This is a genomic window from Oryzibacillus soli (genome assembly GCF_051594765.1).
Taxonomy (GTDB): Bacteria; Bacillota; Bacilli; order Paenibacillales; family NBRC-103111; genus Paenibacillus_AR.
Genome location: NZ_JBPPGJ010000014.1, coordinates 128,689 through 143,625, shown reverse-complemented (window position 1 = coordinate 143,625; position 14,937 = coordinate 128,689). Strand labels below are relative to the sequence as shown.

Annotated in this window: 14 protein-coding genes; 8 read left to right on the top strand and 6 right to left on the bottom strand. The window is 62.4% G+C overall.

All coding sequences use genetic code 11. The features are described 5' to 3' along the window. The first annotated feature begins 49 nt into the window (after nt 1-49). From ACSEXW_RS19395 to ACSEXW_RS19375, 5 genes are all read left to right on the top strand, one after another. Entirely contained in the window at nt 50-928 is an 879-nt protein-coding gene (locus ACSEXW_RS19395) for an aldo/keto reductase (protein WP_438447824.1), read from the top strand. A 226-nt stretch (nt 929-1,154) separates the two neighbouring features. Continuing rightward, on the top strand, nt 1,155-2,036 hold the full coding sequence (locus ACSEXW_RS19390) for a hypothetical protein (RefSeq protein WP_438447823.1): 882 nt from the start codon (nt 1,155-1,157) through the stop codon (nt 2,034-2,036). 149 nt (nt 2,037-2,185) lie between these two features. Then, the gene (gene dapB, locus ACSEXW_RS19385; RefSeq protein ID WP_438447822.1) at nt 2,186-2,944 is read left to right on the top strand and encodes a 4-hydroxy-tetrahydrodipicolinate reductase; all 759 of its coding nucleotides are present in this window, start codon (nt 2,186-2,188) and stop codon (nt 2,942-2,944) included. A gap of 88 nt (nt 2,945-3,032) precedes the next feature. Next, on the top strand, nt 3,033-3,983 hold the full coding sequence (locus ACSEXW_RS19380) for an MraY family glycosyltransferase (RefSeq protein WP_438447857.1): 951 nt from the start codon (nt 3,033-3,035) through the stop codon (nt 3,981-3,983). Between the two features lie 106 nt (nt 3,984-4,089). After that, on the top strand, nt 4,090-4,425 hold the full coding sequence (locus tag ACSEXW_RS19375; protein WP_438447821.1) for a hypothetical protein: 336 nt from the start codon (nt 4,090-4,092) through the stop codon (nt 4,423-4,425). A 32-nt stretch (nt 4,426-4,457) separates the two neighbouring features. Here the strand turns inward: ACSEXW_RS19375 and ACSEXW_RS19370 are convergent, their stop codons facing one another. The 3 genes from ACSEXW_RS19370 to ACSEXW_RS19360 are packed head-to-tail and all read right to left on the bottom strand — an operon-like array spanning nt 4,458 to nt 7,960. Further along, on the bottom strand, nt 4,458-5,549 hold the full coding sequence (locus ACSEXW_RS19370) for a Ger(x)C family spore germination protein (protein ID WP_438447820.1): 1,092 nt from the start codon (nt 5,547-5,549) through the stop codon (nt 4,458-4,460). Further along, on the bottom strand, nt 5,542-6,627 hold the full coding sequence (locus tag ACSEXW_RS19365; protein ID WP_438447819.1) for a GerAB/ArcD/ProY family transporter: 1,086 nt from the start codon (nt 6,625-6,627) through the stop codon (nt 5,542-5,544). The genes ACSEXW_RS19370 and ACSEXW_RS19365 overlap by 8 nt, the downstream gene beginning before the upstream one ends. A 25-nt stretch (nt 6,628-6,652) precedes the next feature. Beyond that, complete coding sequence (locus tag ACSEXW_RS19360; protein ID WP_438447818.1) at nt 6,653-7,960, bottom strand: spore germination protein; 1,308 nt, start codon at nt 7,958-7,960, stop codon at nt 6,653-6,655. Between the two features lie 171 nt (nt 7,961-8,131). Here ACSEXW_RS19360 and ACSEXW_RS19355 point away from each other — a divergent pair, with 171 nt between their 5' ends. After that, nucleotides 8,132-8,497, top strand: a complete 366-nt coding sequence (locus ACSEXW_RS19355; RefSeq protein WP_438447817.1) for a hypothetical protein — start codon at nt 8,132-8,134, stop codon at nt 8,495-8,497. On the opposite strand, the gene ACSEXW_RS19350 is transcribed toward ACSEXW_RS19355, so the two are convergent. After that, nucleotides 8,425-9,402, bottom strand: a complete 978-nt coding sequence (locus ACSEXW_RS19350; RefSeq protein ID WP_438447816.1) for a DMT family transporter — start codon at nt 9,400-9,402, stop codon at nt 8,425-8,427. The genes ACSEXW_RS19355 and ACSEXW_RS19350 overlap by 73 nt on opposite strands. 118 nt (nt 9,403-9,520) lie before the next feature. On the opposite strand from ACSEXW_RS19350, the gene pdxR reads away from it, so the two are divergent. Further along, on the top strand, nt 9,521-11,017 hold the full coding sequence (gene pdxR / locus ACSEXW_RS19345) for a MocR-like pyridoxine biosynthesis transcription factor PdxR (protein ID WP_438447815.1): 1,497 nt from the start codon (nt 9,521-9,523) through the stop codon (nt 11,015-11,017). Nucleotides 11,018-11,090: 73 nt separating this feature from the next. Next, nucleotides 11,091-11,996, top strand: coding sequence for an AraC family transcriptional regulator (locus tag ACSEXW_RS19340; protein WP_438447814.1), 906 nt, complete (start codon nt 11,091-11,093; stop codon nt 11,994-11,996). Nucleotides 11,997-12,145: 149 nt separating this feature from the next. On the opposite strand, the gene ACSEXW_RS19335 is transcribed toward ACSEXW_RS19340, so the two are convergent. Beyond that, a complete protein-coding gene (locus ACSEXW_RS19335) occupies nt 12,146-13,426 on the bottom strand; it encodes an MFS transporter (RefSeq protein ID WP_438447813.1) in 1,281 nt (426 codons plus the stop codon). A gap of 74 nt (nt 13,427-13,500) precedes the next feature. Then, nucleotides 13,501-14,643, bottom strand: a complete 1,143-nt coding sequence (locus ACSEXW_RS19330) for a PepSY domain-containing protein (protein ID WP_438447812.1) — start codon at nt 14,641-14,643, stop codon at nt 13,501-13,503. Nucleotides 14,644-14,937: the final 294 nt, after the last annotated feature.

Genomic DNA, 14,937 nt, shown 5'->3' with positions numbered 1-14,937 from the left:
TCTTTACAGGTAGGCAGCGACTCTACACGCAGGGAAGGGGTACGGGAGGATGTTGAAACGGAAGATCGGACGCTTGGGCTATGAGGGCTCTGTGGTCATGTTCGGCGCCGCCAGCCTGGGGAACGTGCAGCAGGAGACGGCGGATGCCTCGATCGCTTACGCTTTGGAGCATGGAGTGAACCATTTCGACACGGCGGCCAGCTACGGGGATGCGGAGCTCCGCATGGGACCTATGATCCATAAGGTACGGAAGGACATTTTTCTGGCGACGAAGACGGGGGAGCGCACGAAGGAGAAGGCCAAGGCCGAGATCTACCGCTCCCTGGAGCGGATGCAGGTCGACAGTGTGGACCTCCTCCAGCTGCACGCCGTAGGCACCATGGAGGAGCTGGACCAGTGCACCGCCAAGAACGGCGCCCTGGAAGCGGCCGTTGAGGCCCGGGACGAGGGAATCGTGAAGGCCATCGGTATTACGGGCCATGGACATGAGACGCCGGCCGTCCATCTGGAGGCGCTCCGCCGGTTTCCGTTCGCTACCGTCCTCCTCCCGTTGAATTATTACCTGTACTCCCTGCCCGAGTACCGGGAGGCCTTCGACGCCCTGATGGAGGAGGCGGCCAAGCAGGAGACGGCGGTGCGCGCCATCAAGGCCATCGCCAAGGCTCCCTGGGAGCCCGGTGCGGAGCGGCCTTATGCCACTTGGTATGAGCCCTTCGACGAGCAGCGGGTCATCGACGCCTGCGTGCACTTCGTGCTGTCCTTCCCGGGGCTCGCCGGCTTTGCCAGCGCAGGGGATACCCGATTGTTCCCCAAGATCGTGGATGCGGCGGAGCGCTTCGGGTCCATGACCTCGGAGGAGGCAGAAACGATTCTCGCTTCCATCCCCGGGTACACGACCATCTTCGGCACGCCGACGTCGATTGCATAAGGCGGGCCTTCTATCATGCTGATGATCATAGAGCGTCGCTGAGCAAGAGCCTCCAACCGCCATGGGGCGGGAATGGAGGCTTTTGTATGGAGCGAAGGAGCCTGGTTACACCGCAGCACCTGAGCGAACCGGCGGCATCAGAGTTTTTTTCGACGGGAATTGCAACTTCTTGCGGACCTCCGCCGTCCAATTAGCAAAATATGGGGCCAAGGAGGGAGGCGCCTCCATGAAACGATACGGGCTGCTGCTCCTGTCGGTGTGCTGCTGGCTGGCTGCATCAGGCTGCAAGAGCGCAACGCTGGAAGAGGAGTTCGCCAAGACCCACAAGCGCCAGGGACAGAGCATCCTCCATCGGGGCGAGGCGGGGGACAAAACCTTCGCCCTCTACCGCTCTCCCTTCGACAACGGGCAGGAGGGCCTTGGACTGGCGGTCTTCCGGCACAACGAACGGGAGGGCTGGAAGCTGCTTTCCTCCCATGCGAAGGCCGCCGAAATGCCCGTCACCGTCGATATGACGGGCATCGACCAGGAGGACGGAAGCCGGCCCTACCTGGTCTACGGGTACATCCGGGACCCGGACATCGACCGGATCGAGCTGACGGACTCCGAAGGACGGACGGTGGAGGCGAATATCCTGCTTCCGGAGTGGCATCGGATCTGGCACGCTTTCCTGGAGATGGAGAAGCTGCAGATGAAGGCCTACAACCGGTACGGCGAGCTGGAGATGGAGGTGCCCTCCCGGAGTCCGGGTGCCTACCGGTATGAGCCTGCGGTGCTGCAGCGCCGCCAGCCGGACGGCACCTACCGGGAGCTCCGGGAGATCGGGGCCTTCGAGGGGGAGCGACTGGCCTCCCTCTACAAGCTGCTGCACGATGCGGACTGGAGAGACGCGGAAGCCCTGATGGAGCGGAAGCCCGACTATAGGCTGAGCTTCCGGGTGGAGGAGCCCGCCGAGCACCGGGTGTATGCGATGTGGATCACGCCGCGGGGCGATAAGCTGGAGCTGGCCATCGAGGGACGGAGGAAGCGGGCGATGCTCCAGGAGAAGGAAACGGCGGAGCTCCGGCGGCTCCTGGAGCTGGATGCGGCCGACCGGCCGGCTCCTTGACCGGTGACCGGTTTGGGAACAGAACCAGCGGCGTGGACAGCCTTCTGAAGAATGCCCGGCTGGAACATCACGCGCATAAGGGCTGTCCCCCCGGTGGAACGGAATAAGCTAATGGAAGAGGTCATGCACCATACCAAAGGAGAGAGACCATGATACGAGCAGCGGTCATCGGAGGAACGGGCAAGCTGGGCAGGGATATCCTCGCCGTCCTGGAGGGGGATGGGGAGATGGAGGCTGCGGCGGTGGTGGCCCGCAAGGGAAATCCGTATGTAGGGCGGGATCTGGCGGTCCTGACCGGCGGCAGGGAAACCGGCCGGCTCATCACGGACGACATCCGGGACACCTTCGGCGCTTGTGATGTCTATATCGATTGCACCTGCGCGGAGGCGTTCCTGGAGCATGTAGCCGCCTACCGGGAGGCAGGCAAGCCTCTGGTTCTGGCCACGACGGGCTTCTGCGGCGAGGGAGAGAGCCGGATCCGGGAGCTGGCCGGGCATGTGCCGGTGGTGCTGGCGCCGAACTTGAGCGCCGGGGTGGTCCGGTTCCTGAAGCTGGTAAGGCTGGCGGCCCGGCTTATGGAGGAGGAGACGGACATCGACATTCTCGAGTCCCACCACAAGGGGAAGAGGGACCGTCCCAGCGGCACCGCCAAGCGGCTGCGGGAGATCATCCTGGAGGAGAGGCGGCAGGCCGGTTCGCAGGAGAGGGACATTCCGGTTCACAGCATCCGCGCAGGCGGAATCGTGGGCGAGCACACCGTTCAATTCGTCAGCGGGGAGAACGAGCGGATCAACTTGAGCCACAGCATCGAGAGCCGGACGGCCTTTGCCCGGGGCGCCGTGCAGGCGGCCGGATGGGCGGTGGGCCGGGACCACGGGCTGTACGGGCCCGAGGATATTTTTGGATAATAGCAATCGACGGGGTCCGACACCGTGCCTTATAATAAGAGTGGTGCAATGCCCCTACCTAACGAGGAGTTGATGGCGCTTGTTGTATATGCTCGCATTTCTGCTGTCGTTTGGCATCGTCTATGTCTTGATTCCTCCGTTCGGACGGTGGGGATTCCGGATCGACTTTGTGGACAAGCCCCGCAAGGACGTGGAGCGCAAAATCCACCGCGAGCCCATTCCGCTCACGGCCAGCTACGCGATCTTCATCGGCTTCGCCGCCATCTATCCGCTGTTTACCGGCGGCTTCACCAAGACGACCCTGGCCATCCTCGGGGGCTCTCTGCTCCTCTTGGCCATCGGGACCGTGGATGATTGGTACAAGACCCGGGGGAAGGATTTTCCCGCCCTGCCGAAGCTCTTGGTGCAGGTGTCCGCCGCCGTTCTAGTCTATACCTCGGGCATCGTCTTCGAAGGCTTCTACAATCCGCTGACCGGAGAGTTCCAGGTGCTTCCGGCTTGGCTGCAATTTGTCCTGACCATCATGTGGCTGTTCGGCGTGACGACGGTCATCAATTTCTCCGACGGGATGGACGGCCTGGCGGGAGGCTTGGCCGGCATCTCGGGCGTCACCCTCTTCGTGGTAGCCTTGGCCAAGGGGCAGGGCTCTTCGGCCATGATGGCCATCATCCTCGTCGGAGTGACCGTGGCCTACCTCCGGTACAACAAGCCGCCGGCCAAGGTGTTCATGGGCGATGCGGGCGCCACCTTCCTGGGCTTCATCCTGGGCGTCATCGCGCTGGACGGCGCCTTCAAGCAGGCCACCATCCTGTCGCTCTTCGTGCCGGTGCTGGCCTTGGGCGTCCCCATATTCGACAACCTGTTCGTCGTGGTCAAGCGCTTCCTCCAGGGCAAGCCCATCTACCAGGCGGATGCGGGACAAGCCCATTACCGGCTGCTCCGGATGGGCCTGAACCCCAAGCAAGTGGTGGCCTTCCTGTGCCTCTTAAGCGTGTGCCTGAGCCTCTCGTCCATTATCCTCCTTCTCTTGCAGACATAACCGCGCGGCCGGCAGGGATCCGGCCGAATCAGACGTCCTCGTTGGAGGGCGTCTTTTTGGCATGAGGATCCGGTATAATGGTGCTAGAAGAGGAGGAGGGAATGCCATGAACGCCAAAAAGCTGCTGGCCCTGAAAATCGCCCATACTGTAGTCTGGGCCTTCTTTGTGACCGTCATCGGCTACATCGTCTATGCGGGCATCGTGGACCGGATCGATGGAACCGTGTATGCCGCCATCGGTCTGGTGGTGCTGGAGGGCGTGGTCCTCCTGGCCTTCAAGTGGAGATGCCCGCTGACCGTATGGGCCTACCGCTATACCGACGAACGGCACCCAGGCTTCGACATCTATCTGCCCGAGTGGCTCGCCAAGCATAACAAGACGATCTTCACCTCTATCTTCGCGGCAGGCACCGTTCTGACGGTGTATCGGCTGCTGACCTGACGTTGGCCCAAGCCCGTCCTTGTGCTCTCCGCCTACCCTTCCTTAATGCCAAAATCCTTAATCAGCAGTCGGATCTTGACGCCGATCTTCAGCTTCGGATACCGGCTGTTCCAGTCGTAAGCCTTCCATTCATCGTATCCCATGGCATTGCGGACCCGCTTGCCGATGCCCAGAGCATCCGCGTTCTTCTCCTGCAGTTGGGCCACCAGATCCTGCATCGAGGCTTCCAGATGCTTCGTAATCTGCTGAATGATCCACTCCTGATCCTCCTCCTTGCCGATATCTCTCTCTCCGATATATTCCAATACGGAGGCCCGGATCCGCAGTTGGATCTCCACCTCCGGTTCCCCGCCTTTGCTGTGCATGACCTTCGTCCGACGGTGGGAGAGAAGCCCGCTGATCATGACCTGTTCATTCCCGTCCAGCTTCATGGCGATCTCTCCCTGACGGGCATTGCCGTACAGCAGCAGGAACCGGATAATATCCTGGGCGGCCACGCTTCCGGCATAGGAGTCGCCGTGGAACAGGGCGATGCCGCTGATGCTGACATTCCGGCTCTCCAGCTTGAGCAGGGGGGCGATGGGGTCAATGCCATCGTCGTAAAAGTCCCGGGCGAAGCTGTATACCGTTACATCCGGGGATTCATGAATCTTGGCGTCCCGCAGCAGGAGCTTGTTCACGTAATCGCCGGCTGACGGCCTGTCCGGATAGTCCGACGAGAGGATATTATTGGCCGGTCCATCCACCACCGCGATAAGGGTCCGTTCCCCGATGATGGGATCTCGCTGGTAGGCATCCATATACCGCCATATCCCGCCTTCTGCCAGGTCCTTGCCGATGAGGATGGTTCGAAGCTGGCCGGAGACCAGAATCTCCCCGGTTCTCCGCTGGATCTTGGTCCGGGCCTCCTTGACCGAATCTGCCTGGACCGTTTGATATTCGCTAAAAAGCTTGCCTCCCTCCGAAGGCTTCGGGATGCTGACCCCGACCTGGAGGGTGCCGCGGGAGATCCTGTCGAGGGCCACTGCGTGGATCATACCCAGATCCTCCAGCTTCCGCTGCTCTCCGCAACCGGCAAGCAGCAGCATTCCGGCAGCGCAAACGGAAATCCTCTTGTTATGCATAGGAGTCTCGCCTCTCCTTCCTTCGCACCAGACCCACGCACAAGAGTGCGGCAAGGGGCAGCAAAAAGGCGACGGCTGTCTCGGCAGCCGCGAACCAGCTGAGCACCCGAGCCGTATCCTGGATGGTGGGAGGGACCAGCAGAAGGACCCCGGCTGTAGAGACGGTAATGAGGAGGGCCTCCACACGATGTTTGCCCGTGCCGACGGTTCGCTTCAGAAGGGAGGCTCCGACCCAGGTGAACGTGGAGGTGGAGATCAGGATCTTCAGGAAGAGCAGATTGAAGATAAAGTCGTCAATCCGCACGAGGAAGGGGAACTCCACGTAAGCCATCAGGTTCAGAACGGGGTACTTGATGATCTTCAGCTGCTCCAGGCTGTAGAAGCCCATACAGACCCATGCGACACAGGTATAGACGAAGGTCACCAGGCCGTTGCCCAGCTGGACGGCAGTGAACAGCCTGCCCATTTTGACATGGGGATACAGGAACAGGAACATCTCATAACCCAGGAACCCGCTGTAGATATCCAGAAGACCCATCAGGCTGTAATGCCCCTCCTTCCCCCAAAACGAGGTGAACCGGGCCCATTCCACCTGGGGCAGGATGGGGGTCACGAGGAAGACCACCGAGAAGTTGAAGACAAAAAAGAACACCGCAGATCTCCAGATGGTCTCGAAGCCCTTGATCACCAGATAAAGGACGACGATCTCCACGAATACCAATAGGACGATGGGATAGGTGGCCGGGAAGGAAATCAGTTGGACGGTCAGAGTGTGCTCCCTGCACACCAGCTCGGCGAGGGTAGCCCAGAACAGAGCCAGAATCCCGTATAGGACAGTCAGGAGCCTTCTGGGAAGGAGCCGCTCCAGAAGCTCGGGAACCGGACGTCCTCTGGCCAGCCGGTGGACCAGTGCGATCAGCCCGATGTTGCCGGCTGCCGCCAGACCGCAGACCGGGACCAGGAGCCAGGCATTGGTCCCGAGGGTCTGGGCCAGGAGCCGGGGCAGAATGAAGATGAAGACGCCGCTCTGCAGCGTGTAGGTCAAGCAGACCATGCTGGCTATGCCGGGTTTGGCCATGTCGCCACCTCCTAAGGGGGAGCCATTATTTCTTCCGGAGCGTGAGCTTGCTGAAGGTGGTGGACATATACGGAACCCCGAACGAGGACAGGGAGCACAGGTGGACCACCATGAAGCCGATGCCCATGATGATCCCGAAGTTGCCCAACAGACCGGCCATCAGGATGATGCCGTATCGTGCAGTCCGGATGGAGGTGCTCATCATGTAGCTGGGAACGGCGAAGGAGGACACGGCGGACACCGCCACCGCAATAATCAGAATATTGCTGGTGATGCCGGCTTGAACGGCGGCTTGGCCGATGACGATACCGCCGACGATGCCGATGGTTTGGCCGATCTTGGTAGGGAGCCGGGAGCCGGCCTCCCGGAGGAGCTCGATGGTCATCTCCATGACGATGGCCTCGATCAGCGGGGAGAACGGCACCTTGTTCCGGGACTCCATCAGATTGAAGAGCAGGGTGCTCGGGATCATCTCGTAATGGAACGTGAGCAGCGATACATAGAGCGGCGTGGCGGTGAAGGTTACCAGCAGGGCGGCGAAACGGAGAAGCCGCAGCACGACGGCGGGTATCCGGCGCTGGTAATAGTCATCCTGGGTGGAGAAGAAGTCATAGAACATCGATGGGGCGCAAAAAGCCCGCGGGCTTCCGTCCAACAGCCCGATAATCTTGCCCTCCAGCAGATGGGCGGCGGCCTGGTCCGGCCGCTCTGTCGTATAGAACTGGGGGAAGACGGAGTACGGATGCTCCTCCAGAAGCTGGACCAGCTCGTTCACATCGGTAACGGTGCCGGTTACCTCCTCGATCCGTTTCCGAATGGCCTCCACGGTATCGGAATCGGCCTCGTCCTCCAGATAGAGCAGGCGGACTCGGACGGCCATCGTCCCGCCAAGCTCCAGGAGGATGACCTTCAGCCGGGTGCTCCTGATCCGGCGCCGGATCTGGGACAGGTTGACGGAGATGGATTCGGTGAAGGAATCCTTCGGGCCGGTTATGGTGGTCTCCGTGTCGGAGGATTCCACGGAGCGTTCTTTTGGAGCGGCGGCATCGTAGAGATAGATCTGCTCCCGGAACACAAGGGCGACCTGGCCGTCCAGGATATGGACGACCGCATGGGAGGGACTCTCCGCCTTCTTGTAGGCAGATCGGGCCAGAAGGGCCTCCAATTCTTCCTTCCCGAGCCGGTTCAAGGGGTCGGTGATGCCCCGCGCCAGCTCCTCCCTCCCCGTCAAATGCTCGAAGTACAGGTAATCGAGCTCCAGCTGCGGAGCTCGTTCATGCGTCAGATCGGAGCAGTGCTCGAAGGCCTGCAGCAGCTCTCGGATGGCGGACATGGCGGCGCACCTCCCATCGAAGACTCAGGTGACTTACCCCATTATCGTGCCGTTATTCTGTATAAATATTCCCACCTCCGAAAGTGCCGGTGTGCCTGGCGGCATCCCCGGTTCTGCGAGCCCCGCGCGGGGGCATACAATGATCTTATGAACAACGGAGGGGGTTCTCGTATGGAGCGTAATGCGGCCGTAATGGCCAAGGGGTCCAGGTGGTCCGTCTACTCCCTGATATCTGCGGCGGCTGTGATTATCCTGCACAGCATTCACTGGCTGCTTCTGCCCGTCCTCTTGGGGACGGCGACAGAGATGGCCCACCACCATCACCACGGCTCGGGTTCATCCAACGGGTGGCTGCCTGCGGCTTTGATCGCTGCCGTCTGGGTCGCCAACGTGCTGGGGGCGTATTTTGCCGTCCGGCAGCTGACTGCAGCCTGGAGGGGCCGGGACCGCCGCTCGGCCGGTACCTATGTGTGCTGCGCCATCTCGGTGGGGGTGCTTGCGGTGGCCGCCGTCAGTGCCGTGCTGTCCCTAGGGTGAGCCGGCGGATTCCGGCTGAAGGACACCAGCAGCATTCCGGCGATGACACAAGCCGCTCCACCCGCAAGGGAATAGGAGAACGGCTCCTTCAGCATGCCGCAGGACAGGAGCAGGGTGCTGACCGGAATGAAGCCGGTATAGACGGCGGCGGTGCCTGCGGAGGTGCAGCTAACCCCGCTGAACCAGAGGACGTAGGCGGCCGCAGTGACGAACAGGCCGTAATAGAGCACCAGCCCCAGATCGCCGCTCCCGGCGCCGGACCAGTCGAAGTGCCGTCCCTCAGCCAGGGCGAAGGGAAGGAACAGGATCAAGGAGAAGCCGGTGACCCAGACGGTGCCGAGCAGGGGCGTCACACGGGGCGAGGACATGCGGCGCAGGACCGTCAGCATGGCCTCGCCCAGGACAGCCAGCAGGATCAGGAGGCTGCCGGCCATGGAGGTGGGGTTCTTGCCGGGGGCAAGCCAGGCGGACATGCCCGGTGCCTCGAGCACGAGCACGCCCGCGAGAGAAAGGGCCACTCCGCCGGCGAGGCGCCAGTTGAGCCGTTCCTTCAGGAAGAGGAAGGAGAGGAGGGCCACCATGGCCGGCGTCAGGCTGGTGATGACCCCCGCCTCGGCGGCGGAGACGGTCTTCAGCCCATAGAGCAGCAGCACCCGGAATAGGAACATGCCGAGGAAGGCTTGCAGCAGCAGGAGCAGCAGGTCCTTCGCCGTAAGCTTGGCCGGCGGGCTGCGGCGCAGCAGGATGAGGGGCAGGAGGAGCAGGAGGGCGGAAGCCAGTGCGGCGGATTGGAACAGGAATACCGGCAGACGGGTGGCCGATAGCTTGCCCGCCACCACGGAGCTGCCGATCAAGAGGGCGGATGCGGTCAATTCCAGGTGGGCGAAGCCCGGACGGTTTTTCATGAGGGGGGCCTCCTTCAGAGTTGGGATTTATTGTATACTGTAGCAAATAGAAAGTGGTTGGCTGTAGATCCGCTTGAAACCAATTTGGGTAGTACCACTTGAGGAGGGGACCGGTGATATGTGGTTTTCTGTGGACAAGGGGCAGAAGGAGCCGATGCTCCGCCAGATCTATGGGGCCCTCCGAACGGCTATGCTGTCCGGCGAGCTGGCTGCGGGCGCCAAGCTCCCGTCTACCCGGGAGCTGGCCGAGGAGCTCCGGGTGTCCCGCAACGTGGTGCTGGAAGCCTATGAGCTGCTCCTGGCGGAAGGCTTCGTGGAGGGGCGGGCCGGCTCAGGCACCTACGTGGTGGAGGGAGCCCAGCTCCAGGGAGAGGGTGGCATGTCGCCGGCGCAGCGGAAAAGCATGCCGGAGGGCGCTTCGGCGGTTCGTCGGGAGGCCATTAGCGGAGGCGGGGCAAGTCTGCCGGATCCCGGCAGAGTAGCACTGGAGCCGACGTTCGGTCCGCAAGCCGACGGTTCTGCAGGAGGACCGGGGGAAGGCGATGGGGTCATCTCCTTCCGCTCCGGCGTGCCTGCACTGGACCGATTTCCCCGCCGCCAATGGGGCGCTCTGCTCCAGCGGGTCTGCCTCGAGGAAGCGGACCTGGAGCTGGGCTACGGGCCGCCCGCCGGAGATCCGGAGCTCCGGCGGGAGCTGGCGTTGTATCTGCAGCGGACCCGCGGGGTGGCGGCGGAGCCGGAGCGCATCGTGGTCACCGCCGGCGCGGTGCAGGCGCTGCAGCTGGCCGCCCGCCTGCTGCTGGGTCCGGAGGATCGCGTGTTGGCGGAAGGGCCCACTAACGGGGACCTGCTGACGATTCTGGCCTCCACCGGAGCGAGCCTGAGCCAGATCCCGGTGGATGACGGGGGCATGATGACGGAGCTCCTGCCGGACCCGGAGGCGCTCCGTCCCAAGTGCATCTATGTCACGCCGTCCCATCAGTTTCCCATGGGCGGCATCCTGCCGATCCAGCGCCGGATTGCCCTGATCGGCTATGCGGCGCGAACGGGCGGCTATGTGCTGGAGGACGATTACGACAGCGAGTTCCGCTACGGCGGGGCCCCGGTTCAGTCCCTGCAGAGCCTGGCGCCGGAGCGGGTGATCTATATCGGCACATTCAGCAAGATCCTGTTCCCGGCTCTGCGGATCGGCTATGCAGTGCTGCCCCGGGAGCTGACGGCCCCCTTCATCGGTCTGAAGCGGCTGACCGATTACCAGACGCCCGGAGTGGAGCAGCGGGCGCTGGCCCGCTATATCGCCGGCGGGCAGCTGGCCCGTCACGTCCGGCGGATGAAGAAGCTGTACCGGAGCCGCAGGGATGCGCTGACCGCAAGTCTGCAGGAGCGGCTGGGCGAAGCGGGTCTCCGGTTCTGCGGCCAGCCGGCAGGCCTTCATCTGGTGGCGGAGCTGGACCGGTCTCTGCCCGGGGACTGGGAGGAGCGGCTCCGCCGGGAGCGGGTGTGGGCCGCCGCCTTGGAGGGCGGGTGGACCCGGCTGCTGCTGGGCTACGGCCATCTGGACGAGGCGCTGATCCGGGAAGGGGTTGCCCGGCTGGCCAGGGCCTTGGATTTTTGAGAAAAAAGATCAGGAAGCAGGGTGGGCCGGGAGGCTATACTGATCCTCGTACCGGTACGCAAGGAGGCGCCTCATGAATTATTACGAACGGATCCAGCAAGCGATCGACTATATGGAGGAGCGGCTGACGGAGGACCTCGTCCTGGAGGAGGTGGCGCGTGCGGCTTATATGTCGCCGGCCAATCTCTACCGGCTGTTCTTCGCCTTGACCGGCCATACCGTGAAGGAATATGTCCGGTGCCGGAGGCTAAGTGTTGCCTCGTATGAGCTGGCGGACGGGCAGGCCGGTATCCTGGAGACGGCACTGCGCTACGGCTTCGAGAGCGGCGAGGCGTTCAGCCGGGCTTTCCGCAGGGCGGCGGGGATGCTCCCCAGCGAGTCGAAGCGCAGGAGGGTGGCGTTCGAATTCGGGAGGGCGAATGTGGTGGAACGTTATATCGGCATACAGGATGCAGGGTTGGCGGAGAAGTATCCGGAGATCAAGGTGCTGAAGGAGCTGCCTCCTCAGCGGGTGGCGGCCTGCCGCTATTATGGCAAGGACCCGGAGACGGGGGCGTGGAGGGGGCTGGCGAAGTGGCTGAAGAAGGACAGCGGCCTGCATACGGAGCGGGACGGCCTGCGCTTCTTCGGGTTCAACAACCCGAATCCGCAGGAAGGGCAGGAGGAATATGGGTATGTGGTCTGGGTCACGCTTCCGGAGGACTATGTGGAGCGAGGGGAAGGCGTCCGCTTCATGACCTCGCCGGGCGGCCTGTACGCCGTAATGAATGTCAAGGGAGGCGGAGAGGCGCTGCCTGCGGCGTGGAAGCGGTTCGGCCTGTGGCTGTCGGAGAGCAAGTATGTCCACGGCAGCCATCTGTGGCTGGAGGAGCACTTGGGCGTGAACGAGGAGTTCGAGCACCTGGGCTCCATCGACCTGTATCTCCCCATCGCGCCGGGCGGCCCTGACGGGAGAAGCCGGGAGCGGACGGCAGAGTGAGCCAGTCCGATTAAAGGGAGCTTAAGCGCGACTGGGCGGAACAAACGGGGATGCAGAAACTTCGGTGCTGAGCCGGTTATGATGCAAAAAGGCGGTCGAAACAGGGGGGATTCCCTGCACGGCCGCCTTTGTTCATGTGCCTTCCCCGCTTACCCCTCGAGCAGATCAGCCGCAGCGCCCGGTTCCGCCGGAACGTCCGCCGTCTCCGGAGGCTTCAAGCGGAAGAGTGGAACCAGCACGGTCATTCCCACCAGCATGAACACCCCGGACGCGGCAAAAATCGCCTCCAGCGGCAGCACCTTCTTCAACGGCCCGGCGGCCAGCATCATGAGGGTCATCGTGCCGACGAACATGGGGTTCAGGATGCCGTTGACCCGGCCTACGATGGAGGTCTCCGACCATTTCAGGATCATGGTGCTGATGCCGATATGAATGGTCGGGAAGAAGAAGCCTGCCAGGAATTGCAGGCACAAGGTCAGCGGCAGGCTTCGGGAGAAGCCGATGCCGATGGTGCAGACGCCTTCGATCAGCATCCCCAGGGCTAGGAGCTGCTGGGGAGTGATTTTGCGGGCGATGACGGCTACGACGCCTCCGCCCAACAGCATGGCGCAGCCGTTGACGATCATGAGGAACTGCAGGAACTCCTTGGGCTTCCCGAGACGTTCCGTTACGACGAACAAGCCCAGCGTCTGAGAGATGCCGACGGCGACACCCGCCAGGATGAAGGTCAGCCCCAGCGAGCGGAGCACCCGGCTCCGGTACACGTACCGGAAGCCCACAGCCAGCTCCTGCCGGAAGCGGCCCTTGCGGGATTCCGCCTCTTCCCGTTGGACGGGCTCATCCGCCGGCAGCCGGAACAGCACCATCGCGGAGAGGAGGAACGCCACGCCCATGACGATGACCGCCCAGCCGATTCCGAAGCGCTGATAGACGAAGACGCCCATAGACGGCCCGATGACCATGAAGATGGCCACCAGCGACTGGAACAAGGCCATGGCCTGCTGCAGCTGCTCCCCGGGGATGTGAACCTTGAACAGCCGCATGGCGGAGGGTTGGGAGAACTGGGAGAGGATCGCCGACACCAGCGTCACGAAGAAGATCGCCTGCCAGATCTGCAGCTGCATGGACAGCAGGACGACGAAGACGGACACCGACGACAGCAGGTCGCACCAGATCATGGTCCGCTTGGGCTGCCAGCGGTCGGCGAAGGTGCCGCCGATGAACGAGAAGATGAAGATCGGCAGGAATTCCGCCACGGAGATCAGCGAGATGGACACGGGATCTTCCCCGGTTTTGTCAGCCACGTACATGAGGATGGCGAAGTTGCGCACCCAGATGCCGATTTGCAGCAATACGTTGGACAAGAGAATGGTCTGGAAAAACCGGTTCGCCATCAAGCCCGGAGACTTGACCGCTTGTATGTCGTTCATGGATTCGCTCCTTATAGGTTGGATAGTATGTCACTATTGTTCCCGCTGTGAGCGGCGAAATAACGTGACGGTTCCTACAGCCCGCCGCCTTCGATCTCGGTCAGGCTGATCTGCTTGCCGGTAACGGCGTCGATCCAGACGATCATCTTGTTGCCGGCCGGGTAAACCGCCGTTACCGCCCATACGGGACGTCCCTTCTGGGACGGCTCCAGCCGGTAATTCTCCTCGAATGCCACGCTCCAATCCGCATCCCCGTCCGGATCCATCCGCTTGCCCAGCTCGAGAGCCGTTTCCTTCGTGATATAGCCGCCCGGAAGAGGACGGATCCAGGCATCGCCCTTCCAAGTGCGGATGCGGTACCAGGTCTCGCCTTGGGGGGGAATCCACTTTTGGAAGGAACGGACGGACTGCGGCCCGATCTCTCCCATGTACACGTCGTAATTGTCCGGATACTTGGCAAGCGGGGTGGGTACGGTTACCTCTACAGGCTCATCCGCCAAAATGGCTCCCTCGGGCTGTACATACCTCGTGTTGATCCAGCCTTTCTCCCCGTTCGGAGTGACGATTCGGGTCCAGTCCCCGTCAGCCCGCAGATCGGCCGTATAGGTGCCGGGCGGAAGCTCGGAGGAACGGCTGGGTAGGAGGGGCCTCTCGAAGAGGGAGGCCGTGGTCGCGAGTTGAACGGATTCGCGGATCTGCCGGACTGGGAAGAAGGGCTGGGCTAACGAGGTGATCCATTTGGGTCCTTCCCAGGTGTCCACCTGGAAGGCGTCGATCGTCTTGCTGCGGTAGTAGGCCGTGGCATGGACCACCTGCGGAGAGAGCTGGAGATAGGCTGCGCTTGTGGGGTAGGCGCTTTCGTGCAGCGGCGTGACGTCCGGCAGCCACAGCCAGATGTCCTTTTGCTCCACGTCACCTGTCTGATAAGGCACCAGCTGGATCCATCGCTCACCCTGCCAGGTATCCAACCGGTACCAATGCGGCGCATTGTGGGACCAGGCGGACGGTTGGTACCGGTCCTCGGCCAGAGTCACGCGCACCCGCTGAGGCGCAAGGGCTCCGTCCGGGGCTGCTTCTCCGTCAGGCGTGCTGTAAAAGGGCGTGTTCTCCATCAACGTCACGTGGAAGGACACGGCTTGCTCCTCAGCTGAGGCCATGCCGCCAAAGGGGAGAAGGAAGATTCCGGCGGCCAAGAGAGCGGGCAGTTTCGTCAACATGTTCATATCCCTCCCATCATCTAAGCATTAAACGCGGCATTTGGGAAAATGTTGCATTTCACCCATCCGAAATGTGAGCCCTCTTGACACTGCTGCCGCCCTGTTGTAAAGTAGTGAAAATTCAAAAGATTCCAACAGTGTTGACCAAGACCATAAGGACCGGCATCGGCCGCAACAGAGAGGGAGCTCCAGGCTGCGAGGCTTCCCGGCACGGCTCGTCCTTCCCCTCTTGCGAGCTGCGGCGGAGAACGGCATCCCTCCCAAGGAGCCTAACCCGCCGCCGGGAGCCGGCTC

What these genes read in the sequence shown, in the direction of transcription:
- ACSEXW_RS19395 (WP_438447824.1), top strand. Translation starts at nt 50, where the DNA reads ATGTTGAAACGGAAGATCGGACGCTTGGGCTATGAGGGCTCTGTGGTC.
- ACSEXW_RS19390 (WP_438447823.1), top strand. Translation starts at nt 1,155, where the DNA reads ATGAAACGATACGGGCTGCTGCTCCTGTCGGTGTGCTGCTGGCTGGCT.
- dapB (WP_438447822.1), top strand. Translation starts at nt 2,186, where the DNA reads ATGATACGAGCAGCGGTCATCGGAGGAACGGGCAAGCTGGGCAGGGAT.
- ACSEXW_RS19380 (WP_438447857.1), top strand. Translation starts at nt 3,033, where the DNA reads ATGCTCGCATTTCTGCTGTCGTTTGGCATCGTCTATGTCTTGATTCCT.
- ACSEXW_RS19375 (WP_438447821.1), top strand. Translation starts at nt 4,090, where the DNA reads ATGAACGCCAAAAAGCTGCTGGCCCTGAAAATCGCCCATACTGTAGTC.
- ACSEXW_RS19370 (WP_438447820.1), bottom strand. Translation starts at nt 5,549, where the DNA reads ATGCATAACAAGAGGATTTCCGTTTGCGCTGCCGGAATGCTGCTGCTT.
- ACSEXW_RS19365 (WP_438447819.1), bottom strand. Translation starts at nt 6,627, where the DNA reads ATGGCCAAACCCGGCATAGCCAGCATGGTCTGCTTGACCTACACGCTG.
- ACSEXW_RS19360 (WP_438447818.1), bottom strand. Translation starts at nt 7,960, where the DNA reads ATGTCCGCCATCCGAGAGCTGCTGCAGGCCTTCGAGCACTGCTCCGAT.
- ACSEXW_RS19355 (WP_438447817.1), top strand. Translation starts at nt 8,132, where the DNA reads ATGGAGCGTAATGCGGCCGTAATGGCCAAGGGGTCCAGGTGGTCCGTC.
- ACSEXW_RS19350 (WP_438447816.1), bottom strand. Translation starts at nt 9,402, where the DNA reads ATGAAAAACCGTCCGGGCTTCGCCCACCTGGAATTGACCGCATCCGCC.
- pdxR (WP_438447815.1), top strand. Translation starts at nt 9,521, where the DNA reads ATGTGGTTTTCTGTGGACAAGGGGCAGAAGGAGCCGATGCTCCGCCAG.
- ACSEXW_RS19340 (WP_438447814.1), top strand. Translation starts at nt 11,091, where the DNA reads ATGAATTATTACGAACGGATCCAGCAAGCGATCGACTATATGGAGGAG.
- ACSEXW_RS19335 (WP_438447813.1), bottom strand. Translation starts at nt 13,426, where the DNA reads ATGAACGACATACAAGCGGTCAAGTCTCCGGGCTTGATGGCGAACCGG.
- ACSEXW_RS19330 (WP_438447812.1), bottom strand. Translation starts at nt 14,643, where the DNA reads ATGTTGACGAAACTGCCCGCTCTCTTGGCCGCCGGAATCTTCCTTCTC.